A 21,825-nucleotide genomic window follows, 5' to 3' on the forward strand; every position below is an offset into this window, starting at 1 on the left:
GGTTCATTTATTTGTTTGTACTATTCAGGGAAGCAATACTGTCGGCAAGTGCCTTGAAGTTGTCGAGGACTTTCCGGTAGGTTGCCTGATGACGGGGATCGGGCCTGAACCGTTGTTGTTCTTGATGCAGGGTGTCGATCTTTTCATAACTATTCCAAAGACCTGTACCTTTCAGGGCGAGTGCCGCAGCTCCCAACGAAGCCGCCTCCTGCCCGATGTTGGTCTTTTGGATTTCCAGTTCGTAGATGTCGGCAAAGAGTTGCATCCAGAAATCACTTTTTGTGCCACCGCCGACAAATAACATCTCAGAGAATGAGGCGTGATATTTCCGGAACAGATCCAGTGCGATACGAAGATTCAAAGCGATACCTTCCATGGTGGCACGAATCAGGTCGGCACGTGTATTCCCTAATCTCAGTCCGGTAAAGGCTCCTGTCATATCCGGACTGGGCTCGATGCTTGAACCGCCAGCCAGACTTGGGTTGAAGAGCAGGCCATTCGCACCCGGAGCCGAAGTCTCTGCCAGTTTGTTCATGGCTATATAGGCGTCTTCTCCACCTTGTTCTTCGGCTGATAACAGATCGGGACAGATCGTATTTCGTACCCATTGCAGGCTACTCCCTGCCGAGAATATGCAGGTGGCGGAGGCATACATTCCTTTGATGACGTGTGCAAAGACATAAGGCTTTTTGTCAAAGTCGAGTACCGGATTTTCGGATACCAGGGCGATCCAGGCAGAAGATCCCAGCGAGGTATAAATACGGGAAGGCTTGATCCCTTTGCTTCCTAGGGCCATACAAGAGTTGTCCACACCGCCGCAGATAACCCTGACATGTTCCGGTAATCCGGTTTCGAGAGAGGCTTCGGGAGTAATTGTCCCGACGATAGCGTCCGAGTCCAGTATTTCCGGGAATATATCCGGGCGGATGCCGGATGCCTGTACATATTCCTCTTTGTAGTTCCAGGTTTTCAAGTCGAAAACTCCGCTTCCGGAGGCATACGAATAGTCGGTGCAAAGGCGACCGGTAAACCGGTAGTTACAGTAGTCTTTTGTTCCGATTATTTTGTCTGTAACCTCATATTGTTCCGGGAAATGTTTCTTGTACCACATGATCTTGAAGACCGAATAACATTCCGGCGGGAAACCGTTGCCGGTTGTCTCATACCATTCTTTATAATCGATCCGGTTGAAGAACGTTTCGGCTTCGCTACTGGCCCGGCGATCGGACCAGATAGGGGTGGCAACCTGCAACAGGCTACCGTCTTTGCCGATTGGAACGACGCCCAGGCTGTGTCCGGAGATGGCAAGGGCGGTTATTTTATTTTTATCGATCTTAGTTTTATCCAGCAGGTGCCGGGTGGAACGGATAATAGCCTGCCACCAGTCTTCGGGTGCCTGTTCCTGCCAGCCAGGTTGCGGGTAGGCAGTCGGATAGGGGATAAAGACGGAATGTAGAGCCTCTCCGTTGCGATTGAAGAGAGAGGCTTTTATTCCCCCTGTTCCCAAATCATAGGATATTACTTTTTCATTCATGTGTTTCCCTGTTTATACATTCTTCCATGATGCTGAGGGCTGATTTATAGCCAATACCGAAACGGCTGACGCCCATTTGATACATTTCCAGCAATGTGTCGAGCGTGCGGACACCTCCTGCCACTTTTAATTTGATGGTGTCGCCGACGGTCTCTTTGATCAGATCGATATGATGGGGCGTAGTTGCTCCCGCCCAGCCGGTTCCGGTTTTAATGTAATCCGCTCCGGCTTTCAGGATGATGGAGGAAGCTGTTTTTATCTCTTGATCGGTGAGGAGGACGACTTCCATGATTACTTTTAAAGGAAGAGGGGAAACGGCGGCTTTGATCTGCCGGATTTCGTCTTCTATATCGTTCAACATGCCGGACTTTAGTTTGCCGATATTCAGAACCATGTCGATTTCGTTGCAGCCAGCCTCTTTCAGTTCTTTAGCCTGGAACAGCTTGCTTGCCGTAGTCTCTCCGCCGGAAGGGAAACCGACAACACCTCCGATTCCGATCTGCGGATGGTCTTTCAGTTTCTCAAAAACGAGCGGAAGCATGCCGGGCATGGGGAAGACGCAGATGAAGTTGTGTTTTATGGCTCCGTCGATGATGTCTTCCACGTCCTGGCGGGTGGAATCTGCACGTACGGCACTAATATCGATCAGACGTGCGATTTCCCGGGAGGAAATGATAGGATTGTGAGTGCTCATGATTATAAACTTGTGTAACCGCCGTCAACAATTAAATCTGTCCCTGTTGTGTAGCGTGCGGCATCGCTTAACAGGTATAAATAGGCTCCGATAAGGTCTTTCGGCACACCGAGGCGGCCGGCCGGGATTTTTGATATCCATCCTTCGTGCATGTCCTTCATCTCTGCAACCAGCTCGGTTGCCATATATCCCGGACTGACGCAGTTGACGCGTATATTATACTTGGCCCATTCGACTGCCAGTGCTTTAGTCAGCAGAAGCACGCCACCCTTTGAGGCACAATAGTTGGCAATTGTCTGTGGGGTGTTGATGATATGGGCGGACATGGAGGCCGTGTTTACGATACTGCCGGCTTTTCCTTCTTTTATCATCTGGCGGGCTGCGGCCTGGGCTGTCAGAAAGACGCCGTTCAGATTGATATCGACAACTTTCTTGAAGTCTTTGGATGATATTTCCTCTGCTGCATAAGTGTTTGCTATTCCGGCATTGTTGATGGCAAAGTCGATGCTGCCGTACTTTTTGATAAATGTGTCCATCATTTGTCCTATATCTTCTGCATCCGTCACATCGCAGCGGATGGCGATGGTGTGGGCTGAGTAACGGGCGGCCAGTTCTTTTGCTGTCTTTTCCGCCTCTGCAATATCTATGTCGACAATGGCGATAGAGGCGCCCATTTCTGTGAATGCATCGGCAAGGCATTTTCCGATACCGCGTGCGGCTCCGGTGATAAAGCCTTTTTTCCCTTTCAGGCTGAATAAATCGAGTGTACTCATGGTTGTGTGTTTATATTATTTGTCGTAAATCTTATTACCTTGTCCGATGACTGAACAGTTTTGCTGTTCGACCTTCAGACGTTCCGCATATTTTCGTAGCTGTGCTTTATGCCGTTCGCAGGGAACGAGGTCTTTTTCAATATCTCCGCGTGGAGTAGCTTTCAGCCGCTTTTGTCCGGTGCGGATGATTTCGACGGCACGGGCATATTTCTGCTTGTCGTTTCTGATTTTATCCAGGCATGGACTGACTTCCGGGCGGTCGAAAGATATTTGTGCGGTCAGTTTTCGGCCGTGGTGGTTGAGGTCCCAGATGTTTACTTCCGTCAGTTTTATTAATTCTTGTATTTCGTAATTATATAGGGGGCTTCGTCCGGCAAGTGTAGAGTCGAAAGCGGACTCATAAACCGGATAGTAAACGCCGTTCAGGTCCATCCAGGTGTAAAGTATCTCTTTATCTTTGGGGGATAATTTCACATCGTGATGATTGCCTTCAATGACCTTTGTCAGTTTGCTGGCATGCGATCCCCAGGAATAAGGCTCCTGTATCTGTGCGGGGCCTCCACCGATGAGTGTAATTTCTTTCTTTACATATAAATTGACGTAGGCGGCATTGAAGAATGGATTTTTGTCTTTTGCCAACACCAGCTTGTCACGGTTCTTCTGGTCGAAATCATGACAACGTACACAGCTTTTATCCAGAATCGGTTGAACCTGTTCCATAAAGGAGAAGTTCCTGGGTGCCTTACCCATCCAGCCATTCATCTGTACAGGAGCCTTTTTTAAGGCCAATGGTTTGGGGCCCATTGCACTCGGAACACTCAGGCGATCTTCGTGGCAACCGATACAACCATTTACCTCTCCCGGCATAACCATTGTTCCGCTGCGCATGGATTGGATCATTTTCTTATCCTTGTCGAGCAACTGGAAATAGACGAATGTACCCGAAGGAACTTCGAAATTAGCAGAGCCGTCTTCTTCTACCGGTACTTCTCCCAGGATACGTTTATTCTCGAAGCTGTGCCAGTTAACGGCCGGTGCCTGCTCGCCTTGTCCGCCCCAGCCGTTCTTTGTCCATGTCCTTTTCTCCGGAGATTCGATGACACGCAGGTATTTGGCTGTTCCCGGTTCGACGCCTTTCATATGTGTGCCATGATAAACATTTTGCACGTAGAAGGAACCTTTCTTATCTGTATAATTTCTGTTGGATGGTATGGCATGAGGTTTAGGGCGCGGTTCGATAATCATCGGATCGAAAAGGCTTCTGTTTCCTTCGATAACCAGTTCCTGTGTACCGTCGCGACCGATCAGGTAGATGCCGGACTTGGAGTCGAGATGCATCCATCCGCCCGGCTTTGCCCAGATTGTACGGGAAGCCAGAAAGAAGTTCTCATTGAGAGGATAAGGGTCTTCAAAGAAGTATTCGATCCATTTGAATGAGTCGAGGTCGCCGTTGTCAACCAGTTTCCTGCTGTCTTCGGGCCATATCTGTACGACGGGTTCAACGCCGTCTACTCCTTTTTTTCTGTCTATAATGGCAAGGGCTCCCCAAGGACGGTCATGGCAGGAGCCGAAGATACAGATTACCTGGTCGGTTCCGGGGATTTGCCGGGCGTCGATTACTCCGCCCGGCGACTGAGTATTGTTGCCATAGTATATAGAATGTTTTGTTCCGTCGGGGTTTACCGTCCATAATCCCTGTGCATCACCGAAGTTGCGGTCTACGTATTCCCAGCGATCGTAGAGGATTCTACCGTCGTTCAATAAAGAGGAATGTCCTTCGAATAACGTGCTAACGCCGATTTGAGTGATATTGGCACCATCTGCTTCCATCCGGTACAGGTTGCACATGATATGTCGGTTGCACATGCAATATTTGGGCTGGCGGGTGGAACTGAACACGATTCCTCCGTCCGGCAGATATAAAGGATCTATATCGGATACTCCTTCGGCGAAAGTCAATTGCTTTAATTCGCTTCCATCCGTGTTTATTTCATAGATATGATAGAAATCATCCTTATTCTTCCGCATGGAAAAGATGATCTTTTTCCCGTCGAAAGACAATTCAGGATCGCGGACCAATCCGTCTTTCAGTTCGATAAGTGTGGTCGTATTCCCTGTGTTCACATCAAAAATACGCATGGCACCTCCCGGGAAGAAACTGCTTTCATTGATTTCCTCTTTCTGGAAAAGAGTGGCGGTATTATGATGGTCCGGGGCATACTGTTCCCTTTCTATATACAATATTTGTTTTCCCGCCAATTGTTCTTTGGCCTTTGCGGTGAGTGTAATTTTCTTCGGGTCCATTTGTTCGGCGGAAAGTTGCATACTCCCTATGCAGACTGTCGCCAGAAGGATGATGAATTTGCTGTAGTTTCTCATGATATGTGGTTATTTATATTGTTATTGCTTACAAGTATATCCCAAACTGGTAGAGATACTATTCGCTGTTAGGATTAATTCTTTTGCGACTACAGGAAAGATACTTTTGGTTAGACGGCCGGATGGACCGGACGTCCAGATTGTTGCGACAATATTATTAAATTGATTAAATATAGGTGCAGCGATACATTGCACACCGGCCATTTCTTCTTCCAGGTCTACTGCATATCCGATTTTCCGAATGCGTTCGAGCTCTTTTTTCAGTTGAGCTTCGTTTTCGATAGTATGTTTGTTGAAGACGGTATATTGTATCGTTTCCAGTGCTTTTTCGAGTTCTTCTTCCGGCAAATAGGCGAGGGTCAATTTGCCGGGGGCAGAGGCGTGCAAGCAAAAGCTTGTTCCGGGACGTAGCAGGAAGGTGAAATTGTGAGATCCCAGCACTTGCTCCAGCAGGACTATTCTGTTTTCCATAAAAACGCCGAGCATAATACTTTCTTTGATCTTATCGCGCAGCGCTCTCATGGGTGAAAGAGATTGTTCCACTATATTGGATTCGCCCAAAGCTGCCAGACCCAGTTTTAAAAACTTTTTGGAAAGGAAAAACTGTTGGGTATCGATGTTTTTTGATAGATATCCCATATTGAGCAAAGAGTTCAGCAGGCGGAAAACAGTCGTTTTAGGTGTATTCAGCAGGTTGACTGTTTCCTGCATGGTTAACCCGTTCGGGTACTTGATAAGTAGCTCCAGCAGTTCAAAGCTTTTTTCAAGCATGGGGATGTTATATTTATCTCCGTTTTTTACTTCTTTTGTTTCTTCCTGATTCATCATATTGTCACTTCCTTCTTTTGTTTCTTATTTGAAATCATATTTCTTATTTGAAACAAATTTCGCGTTTTTATAATAAATAGACTTCATGTATTTTGTTAATTAATTAATAACAACAAGGGGTAAGGTTATATAATTTGTTAATTTACAACCATGGAACAAATGTGTGGAATATGAAAAACGGGAACACGTCAACCGTGTTCCCTGTTTTTATATTTTGATTGATTCAAATATTTTGCTTATGCATTTTCTTATCCTATTTATCTTCAGGTAACCAATATTTGTATCCTTTCGATTTTACTTGTGCCCAACTTTGGGGAGAGATGCTATTCCCTTTGATCGGATCCAACGTCAGGTCTTCTGATTCGAAGGTTAATACATCGGTGTAATCCTGCCCGATTACATTCTTGTAATGAATGGTAAGGGTCTTTGTTTTAGGATCATATTTGTTGTCTTCCGTGACACCTTGTACGGTGCTATAGGCAAATGTTTGGGCTGGGAAGTCACTGTTTCCTGCCAGGATGGGTTCGATGGTGTAAGTTCCGGCAACCTGGTCGTTCAATGTGAACAGGTTATACATCCAACCGGCACCATGATAGGCGAAGACTTCGAAACTCCAAACACCGGTTCCCCAGATTATATACTTTCCTTTTAGTTCAGGGGTATCGCCCAACGGTGTGATATATTTATATTTACGATGTCTGCCGTCTGCCGGTATGTTTTCGGCTCCGTTTCCTAACAGACGGGCTGAGAGGTAACGGCCTGTCGGTATTTCTGGTATCGGAAAACCGGACCAGTCGACCACTCTTTCCAGGTCTACATTGAGTTCGGATACCATGAAGTTGTAGTATTGGCGGCTCAGTGTAGCATTTCCTGTCTCTTTTATTTTCAGGGCAAAAGCGAAATCGGCATACGTTTCCATCTTGTCGCGTTCGATGGGAACCTGAAATGTCAGCGACGTGGAGGCTGTTCCTGCTTTAATGACGACAGGGAATCCTTTTCTTGTCTGGTCGTAAGGGATGTTTGTCGTGTACAGTGACGGATCCGGAATATAACGTTCGGCATTTTTTGAAATGTTATAGTCTTTCACGGCTTCTTCGTCAAAATCGATCAGGATTTCCAAATCTTCATGGGCGGAAAGCGATCCTCCTATTCCTATTTTGAAAATAATATTGGCCGTGCCGACTTTGTAGTCTACTAAAGTGTCTGTGTCGTAACTGTCGTTGATGATCTTTAGTGTATCAACGAAAGTATAAGCTTGGACACCAGTTATCTCGCGCTCCGTGGCGGAGGTCGATTCTGAATTGATGATATAAACTTCCTGTTTATAAAATTCTTTATTTTCGTAATCTAGCTTTCCACATGCTGCCGTTATCAGCGTAAGCGTGAAAATGGTTATATAAGACAAATATGTTTTCATATACGTTATTATTTTTATAGGATATTAAAATTACCATCCCGGATTTTGAACAAGGTCTCCCCAGTGGTTTGCCACATCCTGGTAAGGAATCGGCAGGAAGTAGTTTTTCTTCTTGAACAGGTAACCGTCTATGATGGTCCGGTCATAAAAACTACCGTCGGTGGCTTGATAATTGCAACCATATACGGGGCCGTTCATTCCTTTGTTGTTACCGAATTGATCTCGTTCGTTTATCTCTGCATCTTTCCATCTGCGCGAGTCGAAATATCTCTTGCCTTCAAAAGCGAATTCGACATATCTTTCTCTTTTGATTCTTTCTCGATTTACATCTTGGTTTCCCGATCTGTAACCCGGTAGTCCGGCTCTGTAACGAACGTAATTCAGATATTTCAAAACATCCGGATTCTGTGGGTCATATTCATTTAATGCTTCGGCATACGATAAATAGATTTCCGCCATTCTGAATACAGGATATTGTTTATCGAAACTTCCGGCTGCGTTTTGATCTTCGTCATTGATCCATTTTACGATCTGGTAGCCAGTACGGATAGAAGGACGGTCGGATTGTATATATCCGTCAACCATATTGGCACGGTAATCGGCATAGTGTATGCTTCCGGTATTTTCGACATAGCCTTTCCCGATGAACCCGATCGTTGCATAAAAGCGAGCTTCCCTGTTCAGGCATCTGTTGGGCACTTTTTGAATCGTGTTGTTCAGTTTGAATCCGGTTATTATGGGAGAAACTTTGTCTTTCTTCCCTTCTCCATGAATAAAGTAGTTGTCGCCGATGGAGGTCATTCCCAGATCAATGTACAACTCTTTTTCTTCCTCAATTGTCTTGCCGTTATTCATAAAATAAGCATCGACAAGCTTTTGTACGGCACATAATTTACCGGTATTGCTGCTGCCCTGTCCTTTGTTATAGTTGCGGGGGAAACCTAAATAGCTTAACGAGGAGCTTTGTCCGGATGTGTTTACCTGCCAGATAACCTCTTTGTTCCAGTAATTTTTTCCTCCGCTGAATAATGCTTTATAAGACTGATAGGCGTCGATACCTGCGGGACCGTTTGGCCATTCGATATTGTTGCCTTCGAATTCGCCAAGCGGAACGGTTGGATAGCCGTCGTTGCCGGGCATCGTGAACAAGTCGAATTTATTTAAATCGATAATGTCCTTAGCTGCTTTGGCGGCTTTTTTCCATTTCTCCATATCAGGCGATTGTACGTTGAAATACGGAACACCTTCTTTATTAACAAAGTCACTATAATCCGGATTTCCGTTTACCAACGGACTGGCAGTCCATAGTAGCAGGCGGGCTTTCACGGCCATGGCTGCCTCTTTGGAAGGACGGCCGTAGTCGGAGGTCAGGATGTTTTCGCTGTTGGGAAGTTCGGCAATACACTGTTCTAATTCTTTTAGGATGAAATCCGTACATTCGTCTAATGTCGATCTGGTGGTAGGGTATTCTTCCAGCTGCGAATAGTCGATCGTTTTGTCGATGATGACAAACGGGCCATATAACTCAATCATTTGGGAATAATAGAATGCCCTTAAAAAGCGTGCATCAGCGGCATAACCTTCAACTTCCCCCTCTTCTAACAGTTTGTCGTTTGCCAAATGATAGTTTTCCAGAAATTGGCAGCATAACCGAATGGCTTTATAATAGTTTTTCCAATATTCGTATATCGGTTTGTCTGCGTCATATTTGCCTTGGGCAAAGGTTAGACATTTATAACTGTCCAGGCCGCCATGAGCTTCATCGTAATTGCAGTTGAAAGGCCAACCGTCGACCATGTCTGCATAGTTGGGCATGGCTCCGTAGCAAGCGGCCCATGCTTTTCGTATGCTGTTTCGTTCAGTCCAGATATCGTTCAGGTTTTCTACCTCATTCAAATACTCATTTGCATCCAGATAGTTGCAAGAGTTAAAACCCGCCGACAAGCAAAGGCTTAATGCTAATTCTATGATATATGTTGTTTTCATGATTTGTATTATAAATTAAAACCGATTTCAAAACCTAATGTGATCGTTCTTTTTAGCGGATATGCATAAGGAGAGGTTAGTTCCGGATTCCAATCCTTGAATTTGGAGAACGTACATACATTATCGCATCTTCCGTAGAAATAGATACTCTTGAAGAATTGATTTTTGTCTTTAGGTATCCAGTTATAACCCAATTCTATGTCGGCAATTTGCAAATAAGAAGACTCACGAAGCCAGAAGGTAGATTGTTGGGCATTGTTTCTGTTTTCAGATCCGAAAGCCAGACGCGGATAAGTCGCATTCGGATTTTCTGTGGCAGTAGTTCCTGAATAAGAGGCCGGTGTCCAGTGGTCGTTCATGGCGGCATAATACAATGCTCCGTTTTCGTTGATTACTTCATTGCCGTTGGAGTCATAGGGGTTGAAAGGTATTCTACCTCCGCTGATCGTCCTGTAGACATTCGACTTTCCGATAAGTCGCGATGCCAGCGTGAAGTTTTTCCAACTGATGTCGAAAGCCAGTGAGTAAGTCCATTTGGGATACTGGTTTCCTAACCATACTCGGTCGGTGGGGGTAATTACGCCGTCTCCGTCTATATCTTTATATTTTATATCACCGGGCTTTACATCATTCCATGTTTGAACAGGACTATTGTCGATATCTTCCTGGTCTTTGAACAGGCCTAAAGCAATATAATTGAGAGATCTTCCGTAGTCCAGGCCGATACCACTCTGGTAAGGAACTTTCGGGTCTAATTGTCCGTTTTCTTTGATCTCGTTATTATTGTAACTGATGATGCCCTTTATGTAGTTGATTCTGAAATCATTCCATGAATTGGAATAAGTGAAATCGAAGTCAACACCTTCGGAAACGGTCCGTCCCAGATTGGCCTTTGGTATAGCCGGTAAGCCTAATGTGGATGGCAGGCGGTTCAGGTCGATCAATTGCATCTCGTTGTCGTAGTGGTATAACTCAGTGATTAATTTGAATTGTTCAAATAATCCGATTTCTACTCCAAGATTGATTTTCTTGTTGCGCTCCCAGGTTAAACCTAATTGCTCCAGTCGTGTTTCGCCAATACCTCCAATGCCGATGCCACTGCCTGCGGCATTACCGAATCCGAATGAATAACCGGTCAGAGGACCTGTCGCTGCCAAATAACCGAAACGTTTGGCACTACCCGGAGCCCCTACTTCTCCATAAGTGGCTCGGATTTTAAATAGATCCACTACAGGACGTAAGCTCGACCAGAAATTTTCATCCGAAATCAGCCAACCTGCGCCAATGGAAGGGAAAGTAGACCATCTCTTATCCGGTGTAAAGAGTTGAGAGCCTGATGCCCCTATATTCACATCCATAAAGTAGCGATGCTTCCAGTCGAATGTCAAACGGCCTGCCAACGATTGTTCGCGTGAGGCCAATGCGTTGATCAGCAATTCTGCTCCTTCTCCTTTTGGTGCATCTGTCAGATATTCTCTTTGCTTATAAAGGAACAATCCTGTTGTGTGAAGATCGGTGAAGAAAGTTCTGCTGTAATTTGCGCTACCTTGTACTTCTATAACTCTGTTTCCTGTTGGTGCTACATATTTAAAACTCATTTTGTCGTCGACATCCGGGGTTTTATTAATGGTGACCAGGTTGCCTTCTTCGTCTCGTCCGGTACCCATATAACTATGGGCGAAGTCAGGAGCATGTTTTTGATATTTCTTCTCGTACTTGTGCGTGTAATAGTTGTTTTTTGTAAAAGAAGCAATAAAGTTGACAAATAGCCCTTCTGTTATAAAGTCAAGTTTTTGAACGATATTCAGGTTGGTTGACATGTGATTGGCATAATCTTTTACAAAACCAGTCTTTGTCAGCAACGAATACGGGTTTGTCACACCGGACGGCTCTTCTGGAGCTGTACCGTTCGAGTATTCGGCCGGGAAAAGCGTCGGGTTTAGATTATTCATAATATTCAGAAGATTGTCAACGCCTTGCCCCGGTTCTGTCGTTGTATTGTAACGACCGTCAAATCCTAAAGCTAATGTTGTTGAAGAACTCACATCGGCTTTGATATTTGAACGGAAATTGAACTGGTTGTAATCGGCATTGGAATCATTTCCGCTGTTGAACATACCATTTTCTTTATAAAAACCTCCGGACATGTAGTAGGTTACCACGTTTCCTCCACCGCTGATGTTGAAGTTCGCTTTTTGAGAGAAATTATTCGGTTTAACCATAGTCTTGTACCAATCCACATTCGGATAAAAGTCCATATCCGCATCACCGAATTTCTCTATATCCTGATCTGAGTAATACGGTTTTTTCCCTCTGACAACGTATGCTTCGTTTTTCATCTTGGCATAATCAACTGCATCTACCCACTTGGGTTTGTAAGTCGAGTTGTTAATAGAAGCTGAATAGCTGACTCTTACGGATGGTTTTGCTGAAACTTTTCCTGTTTTTGTTTTAATAACAATGATACCGTTGGCTCCTTCCAGACCATATACAGCTGTTGCTGAGGCATCTTTTAAAACGGAGAAGCTTTCAATATCATTCGGGTCTACGTCGTCAATCGTTCTTTTTAATCCGTCAATTAAGATAAGAGGTTCACTATTCCCTGTCACAGAGTTGATCCCTCTGATAATAAAGGAGGCACCATCTTTTCCTGGTTGTCCGGACTTTTGTACAAAGGTAACGCCTGCTACTCTACCAGCCAATTGGGTTGATAATGATCGTGTTGGCGCTTTTAATTCACTTGGTTCAAGAGTCGTAATAGCACCTACGATACTTACTTTTTTTTGAGAGCCGACACCGGTGACAACAACTTCATCCAGAAGTTCAGAGTCTTCTTCCATTTCGACAAGAAGGGAAGTCAGTTCCTGATTCTTTAATTTACTGATATTTATTTCTTTCGTTTTGTAACCGAGATAAGAGAATACGAGGGTCGAATTTCTTGGTACATTGCTCAAGCTAAAACTTCCATCTTCTCCAGATATTGTTCCGATCAGCGCGTTGGCTTTAACGTGAATTGTTATGTACGCTAACTCTCCTAAAGCATCTTTTACTTTACCTGAAACCAGAACGTTGTCTTTGGCTTGTTGGTGTTTGGTCGGTTGTTGAATCAGAGAAGGCTCTCCTATATTATCCGCCCATATATGCCCTACAAAGAATGAGAATAATAATAAAGACCCCAAAGGTCTAAAAATGTGTGTACAGATTGAATTTGGATGATAAAATGTAATATCATCTTTTATGCGATTTTTTTTCATACTTTTGTATGCGTTTTTGTTAGTATTAATTTAATGAGAAAAGAGGTACTAATTTAAGGCTGATAAGTGAGGCAACACTTATTGGCCTTTTTTTGTACAAAGGCAGGTGATTGTGTTTATTTCATAGGCATGTAAATTTAAAATGTTACTAATTATTTAACTGTATTGTCTTGAATTTAAACGAGTAATATCATTTGTTTAAGGTTTGTGATACAAAACATTGAGTTTCTATATAGAAACTTAGTTTTGTATACGGAACAAATATGGAATTTTTTTATGGAATATATATAGTTTGATATATTAAAAAAAGTGAATATTAAAATATTTTGAAATTTTTACAGATGTAGTAAGATGAAGATTTATGCAGATTTTTGATTTATTATTGTAATTATCCATCTTTGCATACGACTGATATAGTAAACAATACGATTGTTAGTAAATGAAAGCACAGCAACAAGAGAAAGAGTTTATCGCACTTGTAGAAGAATATAAGCAGGTGATATATAAGGTATGCTATATCTATGCAAGTGATCCGGAAAATCTGAATGATTTATATCAGGAGGTCGTGATAAACCTGTGGAAAGCATTTCCCCGCTTCCGGGGCGAGTGTAAGGCTTCCACCTGGGTGTATCGTATCGGATTGAATACTTGTATTTCTTTTTTCCGCAAGTCAAAGTCCAAACCGGAAGTGGTACCGATTTCGGTCGACTTGGAAGATTTTGTGGAAGAAGAAGATAAAACAGCCCAGCTTCATGAACTTTACCGGATGATAAACCGGCTGGGACGTTTGGAGCGTGCACTGATCCTGCTTTGGCTGGAAGAAAAGAGTTATCAGGAGATGGCGGATATTACCGGACTTTCCCGTAATAATGTGGCAGTAAAACTCAATCGTATTAAAGAGAAACTAAGAATCATGTCAAACAGTTAAATTAAAAAGAATATGGAACTGGAAGAATTAAAAGCAGGTTGGAATGTGCTGAACGAGCGATTGGCACAGAATGAGATATTGAATAAAAGGATCATTAAGGAGATGATAATTAATCGGACACAGTCGGCCTATGAACGGTTGTTCAGGTTTGATTTGTTTGGACTTATATTGGCATTCGTGATGTGTGTGTTATTTCCTGTGCTAGTTGTGACAGGTAAAATCGTGATGCAGCCGCTCTCTTTTGCTGTATTGGAAGGGACTATTGGCATAGGATTTATTATACAAGTCTTTTTCTCCGCTATACTTCTTAGGTTCAATATGGAGAAGAAGAGGATTTGTGAACTGGCCCGACTTACGTTAATTTATAAACTTTGGATGAAAAGGAATTTCATGTTTGCTTCGGGACTTGTAGTTTCAGCTCTGATTGCTTTTCTGTTTATTGAAAAGGCCCGGCTTGTCGCTAATTGGGAAATACGTCTGATATTAATATTGCTCTTTATTTCTATTATGATGTTCTATCAAATCCGTTTTTACCTGAGAAATATCCGAACAATAGAGAAAGGCCTGGAAGAACTGAAGGAGTTCGAAGAAGAAGTGGGTTAGAATAGGTCGGAATGGGTGACATTAAAAAGACAAGTCATGACGGATATATCTTTTTTATCGGTGTTGGTCCCCGTCTTGATTTTAAATTGAAATCGGTGGTAGTAACTTATGTTGATTTTGATGAACACCGTCCCTCTGATTTTGAACCTATCAAAGAAAAGCTGGATGGCATTCATCCTGTCCTGTTCGGTTTGAAATGTGTAGGTGGCATCCGGAAAGACTTCAGGAATATGCAATTAGGAGTTAATATCGCTTATTTACCTAGTTTTACCCGTTTATCGGATGGAATACGTGACCGTACATTTACATTTGGATTATCTTTGGGGTATAAATTAGGAACAGAAAAGACGGGTACTATTCGTAGCGTTCGTCGTCATAAATAATAAGATATACAGCTTATGGATCGTAGCAAGGATTCTTCTTATTGGATTGAAAAACTAAATATGTCTCCGCATCCGGAGGGTGGTTATTTTAAAGAAGTATATCGTCCGGACAGGTGGAAACCTATTCCCGGATATCCATCCGACCGCAGAGTGTTGACAACGATCTATTATCTGTTGGAAGAGGCGGACTTTTCGGCTTTTCACCGTATTCAATCTCCGGAAAGCTGGTTTTTCCATAAGGGTGAACCTTTACATATCTATTCTTTCGAAAAAGGACAACTTGTTTGTCGTGAACTTTCGGATCAGGAGGGAGGACAGTTACAGATCACTGTTGAACCTGATATTTGGTTTGCTGCCCGCCTGAAAAATCCGAAAGGTTTTACATTGGTAAGTTGTGCTGTCGCTCCTGGATTTGAATATAAAGATTTCGAACTGGCCCGGGAAGAAGAACTGGTCGTTAGGTATCCTCAGGAAAAAGAGATTATTGAACAATTGTGTAGATAGAGAAAACTATCTACACAACTAAAATATAGGCTCTGTACTTTGTCTCCTTTGTCACCGGGCATAAAGACAAGTATCCTTCCCTGATTTTGCCATTTTCTATGGTGAGCGGGTAAGCTCCTTTCATGAAACGATGACGTTCGTAGGCTTCCCCGACTTTACTGTCATAAGTGATGTGGAAATCGCCAATGGCATGCGGAGCCAGATATCTTTGACTGAGACGGAGGGCAACCATTCCCATCGTATAGCGCATATTGATCTCGATACAGGGATGGAGGGCATACGAACCGTCTTTTGTTTTGTAGACGATCATATCCACTCCTAGATATCCACGGTATATATTTCCATAAATGCTTTTCAGGGCTTCTGTAACCGCTTTCTGGGCCTGCTGGTAAACATCTTCTCCTATCCAACGTTTGATCGGTGTAGTCAGATATTCCTGACTTCCCAATACATTTCCGGAGTAGGAACCTTTTTTTTCCGTACTGAAGACGGAGAGTCCTTCATAGGTGACATGGCCTTCCCCGTCGGAATAAAACTCCATCGCTAAATCATGGACCTTGTCTAGTCCGCATTCAATACTGACAGTGCCCTGTTTATTGATAGCCCCTTCTATCCAGGTACGGTCTTTGGGGGTGAGTTTACGCTCCGGTATCCAGTGCAAGCCGCGTCCGGATGAAGAATAAGGAGTCTTTACAACAAAAGGGGCATTTTGCAGGATCAGGTATTTTTCTATTTCCCTGATCTTTTTACAGAATTTTGGAGTAGCCGGTATGGGAAGGTCGGGTAACAGTTGGCGGATTCGTTCAAGACATTCTGCTGCTGTCTGCCTGCCGGTCAGCCGGAAATATTCTTCTTTCCAGGTCGGTACGGATAAATTCAATTGTAATTCTTGTTTCAGTTTCTCAAAGACGTACAGGCTGTGCGGAGATATTCCCCAGGGAGACGCAGCCAGTTCCGGAAGAGAAGGAGCTAACTCTTTCAATTCTTTTACGGAAACAAGCGTGGCAAACGGCCTGAGCTCTTTGGGTTGTAAAGAAAAGAAACGGGGCGAAGCGATCTCTTCTGTAAATACGTAATCGTTGCTATCGGCGTACCATACAGGAAGATGTGATAACTCCTGTATCATTCTTCGTACGTTTGCCGGAGGTGTATAGTTCTCCGTGCCTAGCAGTACGGCAGTTTCATGTCCGGGATTAAATAAATGTATCTGGGGTATCATATAAAATAGTAGATGTATATAAACAGCGAAGCCGTCTGTTAGCGAGACGGCTTCGTTTTATTTATTCAAGATTTTCATCTATTGCATCGATCTTTTTAATTATGAGCGCCATCTCATCTTTTAGCTTTTCGATCTTGCGCTCCATCTCTTTCACGAGACCGCCACCGCCTTTCGAGGAGATGCTGAGGAAGCCGATATTATTTTCGTATGTCTGCAATTCATTTTTCATGCGGTCATACATTCTCATCAGCTTTTCGCGTTCGCCATACAGTTTGCCTTTTCCATGTTCGCCTGCCATATCGTTCAGGTTACTGCGGAATGACTGCATCTTACGATCTGTCTGGTCTACTTTCAAACGGTCGAACTGGCTGTCTACTGCTTCGTGATATTCTTTATAGATTTTATCTTTTTCCTTGAAAGGCACATGACCGATTGCATTCCATTCAGCCATCATGTCTTTCAGTTCAGCCAATGCTTCATCTGCACTCAATGTTTCATCCAGCTTATTGATCTTTTCGATCAATGCTTTTTTAGCGGCCAGATTTGTCTGTTCTACGCTCTTCTGGGAGGAAACATTTTTATTTTTCTGTTCGAAGAAATAATCACAGGCAGAAATGAAACGTTTCCATACAACATCCGAGTGCTTGCGGGCAACCGAACCGATCGTTTTCCATTCTTTTTGGAGAGCGATCATCTTTTCAGTCGTACTCTTCCATTCTACGCTGTCTTTCAGTGCTTCCGCTTTCTCACACAAGGCTTTTTTCAGTTCGAGATTCTTTTCCATCTCTTCCTTGATATTCTTGTAGAAAGCGCTTTTCTTGTTGAAATATACATCACAGGCAGCACGGAAGCGTTCGAAAATCTTTACATTGGATTTTTTCGGTGCGAAACCGATTGTTTTCCATTTATCCTGTAAAGCGATCACCTCTTTATTCTTTTCTTCCCAGTCTTTGAATGTCTTCAAAGCATCGAAGTCGATACCTTCTATTTCTTCGCAGATAGCTGTTTTTGCGACCAGGTTTTCCTGTTCTTTCGATTTCAGCGATTCGAAATGCTCCTGATGACGTTTGTTGATCACGGTAGAAGCCGCTTTGAAACGAGCCCATAACTCTTCGCGCAGTTCTTTGGCAACCGGACCGATCTCACGCCATTGCTGATGCAGTTTTTGAAGCTGGTGGAATGCGGACACGACATCCGGTTCGGTTTGCAGCTTTTCAACTGTTTCACATAGAGCCGTTTTCAATTCCAGATTTTTCTTGAAGTCGTAATCGCGGAACTGATTATTGATCTTGATTATATCATAGAATCTTTCGCTGTAAGTCTGATAGTTTTTCCACAGTTCGTTTGCATGTTCCTGTGGTACGGCTTTAATTTCTTTCCATCTCTGCTGGATGTCTTTAAAGTCGTTGTATAGCTTATTGAAGTCGTCCTGACTTTCGGTCAACACTTTTAACTGGTCGATCAGTTGAAGTTTCAGTGCATAGTTCGCAGCCTTTATGCGTTCTTCTTCTGCCAGGATTGCAGCTCTTTTTTCTTTAAAAACGGCTAGCAATTCTTTCAGTTTGTTTTCGCCTTCATCTTCAGGAGCGACGAAATCCTTTTCTTCTCCACCACCTTCGAGGAATGTTTTCTTCGATTCTTCAACTTCGGCTCTGTGGATTTTATAAAATGCCTGTTTCAACGATTCCACTTCGTTGCGTGCCGTTTCGGCAGCAGCATTTACCAATTCAGCTAATTTTTCAAGAATCTCTTCTTTTGATAATTTACTGATAGCGTTCGCTGTCGCTTCATCCGGGGTTTCAGTTGTTTCAACTTCAGCCGCAGTGTTTTCCGGAGTTACTTCCGGTGCTTTAGTTTCTTCTAATTTGCCGGTTTCTTCAGCTGGCAGATTAGTTTCATGAGTGTCCTTCATATTCAATCACATTTAAGAAAAGGATAAAAAGCATTCCTATATCAAGTCACAAATTAAAGTATTTATTTTTGGATTACAGCATTTGCGGGCAATTTATTTATTAGAAAAGGTTAATATTCGTGTAAAAAGTCCGGAATTAACCGCTTTGTTCTCCAAAAAATGTATTAAACAAAAATCCCTGCAACTTGCATTGAGCAGATTACAGGGACTTTTTATAAATAGTTGCAGTTTTTTTATCCCAGGAATGAGATCAATACGCCGGCTGCAACAGCCGAACCGATTACGCCGGAAATGTTGCTGGCCATGCAATACTGCAATACATGGTTTTTGGGATCATATTGCAATGCGATATCATTGGCAACACGTGAAGCCATCGGGACGGCACTTAATCCGGTTGCACCGATAAGCGGATTGATTTTCTTCTTGGTGAACAGGTTGAACAGTTTTACGAAGAAGATACCGCCGGCGATAGACAGGGCAAAAGCCAGGAATCCGCCGATCACAATACCGATCGTTGTAAAGTTCAGGAAGGCTTCTGCCGTCATGGTTGCACCTACCGACAGTCCCAGGAAGATGGTCGCTGCATTCATGATACTGTTGGAGGCGGCATCGAATAGACGGAATGTATTGGTTCCGATTTCTTTTACAAGGTTACCGAACATCAACATACCTATCAAAGGCACTGAACTGGGAACAAACAAGGCAACAACAGTAGTAACAATAATTGGGAATATAATTTTTAAAACCCGCATATTCTTAATCTCTACTGTTGAAGGATATTTCTTTTCCTGTTCCTTCATATTGATACGAAGTTCTTTTGGGGAGCAAAGAGCTTTGACTACCAGTGGAATGATTACAGGGACCAGTGCCATATATGAATAAGCAGCAATAGCAATCGGACCTAATAAGTGAGGTGCGAGTTTAATGGTTGTAAAGATCGCTGTAGGTCCATCTGCCCCCCCGATGATACCGAGAGAACCGGCTTCCTGCGGAGTGAATCCCATCAGGATCGCTACCAGTAAAACGGTGAAAATACCTAGCTGGGCAGCCGCACCGAAAATCGACAGGCGAAGATTACGAAGCATCGGTCCGAAGTCGGTCAATGCTCCTACACCCATAAAAATGATTGGCGGAAGGAAGCCGGTCTTGATCAGCATGTAATAGATGAAGTTCATGATACCCAGTTCATGCGCAATGTCGTGCAGCGGCATTTCCCAGATGTTTTTCATTACTCCGTTAACATTGACCAATCCATTTTCATCTGCCTGGATCACTCCCATGTCACCTCCGGGGAAGTTGGCAAGCAGCACCCCGAATGCAATAGGGACAAGCAGCAAAGGTTCATATTGCTTCTTGATACCCAGATAAAGCAATATGAATGCGATTGCATACATGATCAGGAACTGCGGTTCAGCAATAATGTTGCTGAACGCAGTCATTTCATACAGATTTTGAAATATCTCGTTCATTACTGTATAGTCATTAATATGTCGTCTTCAGAAACCGTGTCGCCACCAGCGTAGTTGATGGAAGTGATCTTTCCGCTGAATTCCGAACGTACGGCATTATATGTTTTCATTGCTTCCACATAACAAAGCACATCGCCTTCTTTGACTATATCTCCAACTTTAAGCGGTGTGTCGGAAGCGTTCTTTACGAGGAAGAATTTTCCTTCCAGCGGTGAAAGAATTTCGTTTCCGGCTCCGGCAGGTGCTGGAGCGGCCGGTGCTGCCGGTTGTGCGGCCTGGGTAGGAGCAGCTGCCGGTGTGGCATTAGCTGTATCTCCGAAGGCAACTGTTACGCGGTAAGGCTGTCCGTCTACATCTACAGTCAGCACCTGGGGTGTTGTTGGCAGAGCTGCCGGTGCGGCTGTGGCCGGTGCTGCCGGTTGTGCCTTTTCCTGCAAAGCTGCTTTTTTCTGGGCAACATCAGCCAGAAATTCGACTTTCGCTTTTCCGGAACGGTAGGCTTCGTACTGAGCCGGGTGCATTGCATATTCGAACAACTCTTCGTCGTCTTCGCCGGTTTCCCATTGTTTCTCGTTCATCATCTTGCGATATTTGTCAAGAGCATCCGGGTAGTTGTCCTGCGGATTTCCTTCGAAGAATTCGCGTCCTTCGGCTTTTGCCTTTTCGATGATTTCAGGAGCCAGCGGACCAGGCAGTCTTCCGGCTTTTCCGAGAAGCATATCCCAGATGTCGTCGGCGATCATGCTCCAGCGTGCTTTCCCTTTTTCCATCTGCATTACGTTCATCAGTGCCAGGTTCTTTACGTACTGGCTGAACGGAGTTACCAATGGAGGATAACCGACACGTGGCCATACATAAGCCACTTCGTCGAACAGCTTGATCAGCAGTTGGTCTTGCGACATCAGCGGCTTGTTGTTCTTGATATTGTTTTTGTTGATCGATTCCAGATTCTTTTCCAGGTCAGACATCAGGCTGCCCATCATACCGCCGGGAAGTCCCGGGCCGATCAGCAATGAGTTCATCAGACGGTTTTTCGGACTGATATACAATCCTAAGAAATCATCCATAAATTCCTGGATCATGCTGCGTACTTTCATGTAGGCTTCCATATTGATTTCCGGCACTTTGTAACCGGCATCTTTCAACATGGCCTGCACGGTCAGCAGGTCGGCATGCCCTGTGCCCCATGACAGTGGCTCCATACCTACGTCAATATAGTCGCAACCGGCGTTGCACACTTCCAGGATAGAAGCTACATTGAATCCGGGACCTGCATGGCTATGATACTGGATAGGTATTTCAGGGTGTTTCGCTTTGATATTGGCAACGATCTGTCCCAATGAATAAGGACGTCCGATACCTGCCATATCCTTGATACAGATTTCGTCTGCTCCCAGTTCGATCAGTTCCAGGGCCATCTTGGTATAATATTCGACCGTGTGGATAGGCGAGTGGGTGATACAGAGCGAACACTGGGAGATCATCCCGGCTTCTTTGGCATACTGGATGGAAGGAGCAATGTTACGTACGTCATTCAGGCCGCAGAATGTACGGGTGATGTCGGTGCCCTGTGCTTTCTTTACCTTGTAGAATAACTGGCGGACATCTGCCGGAACCGGACTCATACGGAGGCCGTTCAATGCACGGTCCAACATATGTGTTTGAATACCTGCTTCATGGAATGGCTTCGTCCATTCACGTACGGCTTTATTTGGATTTTCTCCGAATAGTAAATTAACTTGCTCGAATCCCCCTCCGTTGGTTTCAACGCGGGCAAAACAGCCCATCTCAACAATAGCGGGGGCAACTCTGGTTAGCTGGTCTACTCTGGGAACATATTTTCCGGCAGATTGCCACATGTCTCTGAAGACCAAACTGAATTTGATTTCTCTTTTCATATGTAAATAAATTGCGCTCCCTATCTCAAGAGAGCCGTTTAAAC

16 protein-coding genes are annotated in these 21,825 nt (G+C 44.0%); 4 read left to right on the top strand and 12 right to left on the bottom strand.

Going from position 1 to position 21,825, the window contains the following annotated elements; genetic code table 11:
• Nucleotides 1-7: 7 nt before the first annotated feature.
• The 8 genes from DWW91_RS26685 to DWW91_RS26720 all read right to left on the bottom strand — a co-directional run bounded on the left by DWW91_RS26685 (nucleotide 8) and on the right by DWW91_RS26720 (nucleotide 12,865).
• Complete coding sequence (locus DWW91_RS26685; RefSeq protein WP_122329358.1) at nucleotides 8-1,534, bottom strand: FGGY-family carbohydrate kinase; 1,527 nt, start codon at nucleotides 1,532-1,534, stop codon at nucleotides 8-10.
• Nucleotides 1,527-2,228: a deoxyribose-phosphate aldolase gene (gene deoC / locus DWW91_RS26690; protein ID WP_122329359.1), complete on the bottom strand. Its 702-nt coding sequence runs from the start codon at nucleotides 2,226-2,228 to the stop codon at nucleotides 1,527-1,529. Before deoC ends, DWW91_RS26685 begins: the two co-directional genes overlap by 8 nt.
• A gap of 2 nt (nucleotides 2,229-2,230) precedes the next feature.
• On the bottom strand, nucleotides 2,231-3,001 hold the full coding sequence (locus DWW91_RS26695; protein ID WP_122329360.1) for an SDR family oxidoreductase: 771 nt from the start codon (nucleotides 2,999-3,001) through the stop codon (nucleotides 2,231-2,233).
• A gap of 15 nt (nucleotides 3,002-3,016) precedes the next feature.
• On the bottom strand, nucleotides 3,017-5,380 hold the full coding sequence (locus tag DWW91_RS26700) for a hypothetical protein (RefSeq protein WP_122329361.1): 2,364 nt from the start codon (nucleotides 5,378-5,380) through the stop codon (nucleotides 3,017-3,019).
• Nucleotides 5,381-5,401: 21 nt separating this feature from the next.
• Nucleotides 5,402-6,208, bottom strand: coding sequence for an IclR family transcriptional regulator (locus DWW91_RS26705; protein WP_048314443.1), 807 nt, complete (start codon nucleotides 6,206-6,208; stop codon nucleotides 5,402-5,404).
• A 253-nt stretch (nucleotides 6,209-6,461) separates the two neighbouring features.
• The gene (locus DWW91_RS26710; RefSeq protein ID WP_122329362.1) at nucleotides 6,462-7,625 is read right to left on the bottom strand and encodes a DUF1735 domain-containing protein; all 1,164 of its coding nucleotides are present in this window, start codon (nucleotides 7,623-7,625) and stop codon (nucleotides 6,462-6,464) included.
• Nucleotides 7,626-7,655: 30 nt separating this feature from the next.
• On the bottom strand, nucleotides 7,656-9,611 hold the full coding sequence (locus tag DWW91_RS26715; protein ID WP_122329363.1) for a RagB/SusD family nutrient uptake outer membrane protein: 1,956 nt from the start codon (nucleotides 9,609-9,611) through the stop codon (nucleotides 7,656-7,658).
• Between the two features lie 8 nt (nucleotides 9,612-9,619).
• Nucleotides 9,620-12,865, bottom strand: a complete 3,246-nt coding sequence (locus DWW91_RS26720) for a TonB-dependent receptor (protein ID WP_122329364.1) — start codon at nucleotides 12,863-12,865, stop codon at nucleotides 9,620-9,622.
• Nucleotides 12,866-13,304: 439 nt separating this feature from the next.
• Here DWW91_RS26720 and DWW91_RS26725 point away from each other — a divergent pair, with 439 nt between their 5' ends.
• From DWW91_RS26725 to DWW91_RS26740, 4 genes are read left to right on the top strand one after another with little or no spacing between them, the layout of a single operon-like run.
• Nucleotides 13,305-13,793, top strand: coding sequence for an RNA polymerase sigma factor (locus tag DWW91_RS26725; protein ID WP_007655744.1), 489 nt, complete (start codon nucleotides 13,305-13,307; stop codon nucleotides 13,791-13,793).
• Nucleotides 13,794-13,805: 12 nt separating this feature from the next.
• Entirely contained in the window at nucleotides 13,806-14,396 is a 591-nt protein-coding gene (locus DWW91_RS26730; RefSeq protein WP_048318192.1) for a hypothetical protein, read from the top strand.
• An 11-nt stretch (nucleotides 14,397-14,407) separates the two neighbouring features.
• Nucleotides 14,408-14,779 (top strand): hypothetical protein, encoded by a 372-nt coding sequence (locus DWW91_RS26735; RefSeq protein ID WP_233584589.1) that lies wholly within the window; start codon nucleotides 14,408-14,410, stop codon nucleotides 14,777-14,779.
• Nucleotides 14,780-14,794: 15 nt separating this feature from the next.
• Nucleotides 14,795-15,283 (top strand): cupin domain-containing protein, encoded by a 489-nt coding sequence (locus tag DWW91_RS26740; RefSeq protein ID WP_122329365.1) that lies wholly within the window; start codon nucleotides 14,795-14,797, stop codon nucleotides 15,281-15,283.
• A gap of 10 nt (nucleotides 15,284-15,293) precedes the next feature.
• Here the strand turns inward: DWW91_RS26740 and DWW91_RS26745 are convergent, their stop codons facing one another.
• From DWW91_RS26745 to DWW91_RS26760, 4 genes are all read right to left on the bottom strand, one after another.
• Entirely contained in the window at nucleotides 15,294-16,502 is a 1,209-nt protein-coding gene (locus tag DWW91_RS26745) for a hypothetical protein (RefSeq protein ID WP_122329366.1), read from the bottom strand.
• Between the two features lie 61 nt (nucleotides 16,503-16,563).
• The gene (locus tag DWW91_RS26750; RefSeq protein WP_007655731.1) at nucleotides 16,564-18,414 is read right to left on the bottom strand and encodes a DUF349 domain-containing protein; all 1,851 of its coding nucleotides are present in this window, start codon (nucleotides 18,412-18,414) and stop codon (nucleotides 16,564-16,566) included.
• A 233-nt stretch (nucleotides 18,415-18,647) separates the two neighbouring features.
• The gene (locus DWW91_RS26755; protein WP_046145610.1) at nucleotides 18,648-19,883 is read right to left on the bottom strand and encodes a sodium ion-translocating decarboxylase subunit beta; all 1,236 of its coding nucleotides are present in this window, start codon (nucleotides 19,881-19,883) and stop codon (nucleotides 18,648-18,650) included.
• Nucleotides 19,883-21,781 (bottom strand): biotin/lipoyl-containing protein, encoded by a 1,899-nt coding sequence (locus DWW91_RS26760; protein WP_122329367.1) that lies wholly within the window; start codon nucleotides 21,779-21,781, stop codon nucleotides 19,883-19,885. The genes DWW91_RS26755 and DWW91_RS26760 overlap by 1 nt, the downstream gene beginning before the upstream one ends.
• Nucleotides 21,782-21,825 lie beyond the last annotated feature (44 nt).

It is taken from the genome of Parabacteroides sp. AF17-3 (genome assembly GCF_003635445.1).
Lineage (GTDB): Bacteria > Bacteroidota > Bacteroidia > Bacteroidales > Tannerellaceae > Parabacteroides > Parabacteroides goldsteinii.

Bases quoted from the DNA above. Each gene is read 5' to 3' on its own strand.
- DWW91_RS26685 (WP_122329358.1), bottom strand. From the start codon at position 1,534: ATGAATGAAAAAGTAATATCCTATGATTTGGGAACAGGGGGAATAAAA.
- deoC (WP_122329359.1), bottom strand. From the start codon at position 2,228: ATGAGCACTCACAATCCTATCATTTCCTCCCGGGAAATCGCACGTCTG.
- DWW91_RS26695 (WP_122329360.1), bottom strand. From the start codon at position 3,001: ATGAGTACACTCGATTTATTCAGCCTGAAAGGGAAAAAAGGCTTTATC.
- DWW91_RS26700 (WP_122329361.1), bottom strand. From the start codon at position 5,380: ATGAGAAACTACAGCAAATTCATCATCCTTCTGGCGACAGTCTGCATA.
- DWW91_RS26705 (WP_048314443.1), bottom strand. From the start codon at position 6,208: ATGATGAATCAGGAAGAAACAAAAGAAGTAAAAAACGGAGATAAATAT.
- DWW91_RS26710 (WP_122329362.1), bottom strand. From the start codon at position 7,625: ATGAAAACATATTTGTCTTATATAACCATTTTCACGCTTACGCTGATA.
- DWW91_RS26715 (WP_122329363.1), bottom strand. From the start codon at position 9,611: ATGAAAACAACATATATCATAGAATTAGCATTAAGCCTTTGCTTGTCG.
- DWW91_RS26720 (WP_122329364.1), bottom strand. From the start codon at position 12,865: ATGAAAAAAAATCGCATAAAAGATGATATTACATTTTATCATCCAAAT.
- DWW91_RS26725 (WP_007655744.1), top strand. From the start codon at position 13,305: ATGAAAGCACAGCAACAAGAGAAAGAGTTTATCGCACTTGTAGAAGAA.
- DWW91_RS26730 (WP_048318192.1), top strand. From the start codon at position 13,806: ATGGAACTGGAAGAATTAAAAGCAGGTTGGAATGTGCTGAACGAGCGA.
- DWW91_RS26735 (WP_233584589.1), top strand. From the start codon at position 14,408: ATGGGTGACATTAAAAAGACAAGTCATGACGGATATATCTTTTTTATC.
- DWW91_RS26740 (WP_122329365.1), top strand. From the start codon at position 14,795: ATGGATCGTAGCAAGGATTCTTCTTATTGGATTGAAAAACTAAATATG.
- DWW91_RS26745 (WP_122329366.1), bottom strand. From the start codon at position 16,502: ATGATACCCCAGATACATTTATTTAATCCCGGACATGAAACTGCCGTA.
- DWW91_RS26750 (WP_007655731.1), bottom strand. From the start codon at position 18,414: ATGAAGGACACTCATGAAACTAATCTGCCAGCTGAAGAAACCGGCAAA.
- DWW91_RS26755 (WP_046145610.1), bottom strand. From the start codon at position 19,883: ATGAACGAGATATTTCAAAATCTGTATGAAATGACTGCGTTCAGCAAC.
- DWW91_RS26760 (WP_122329367.1), bottom strand. From the start codon at position 21,781: ATGAAAAGAGAAATCAAATTCAGTTTGGTCTTCAGAGACATGTGGCAA.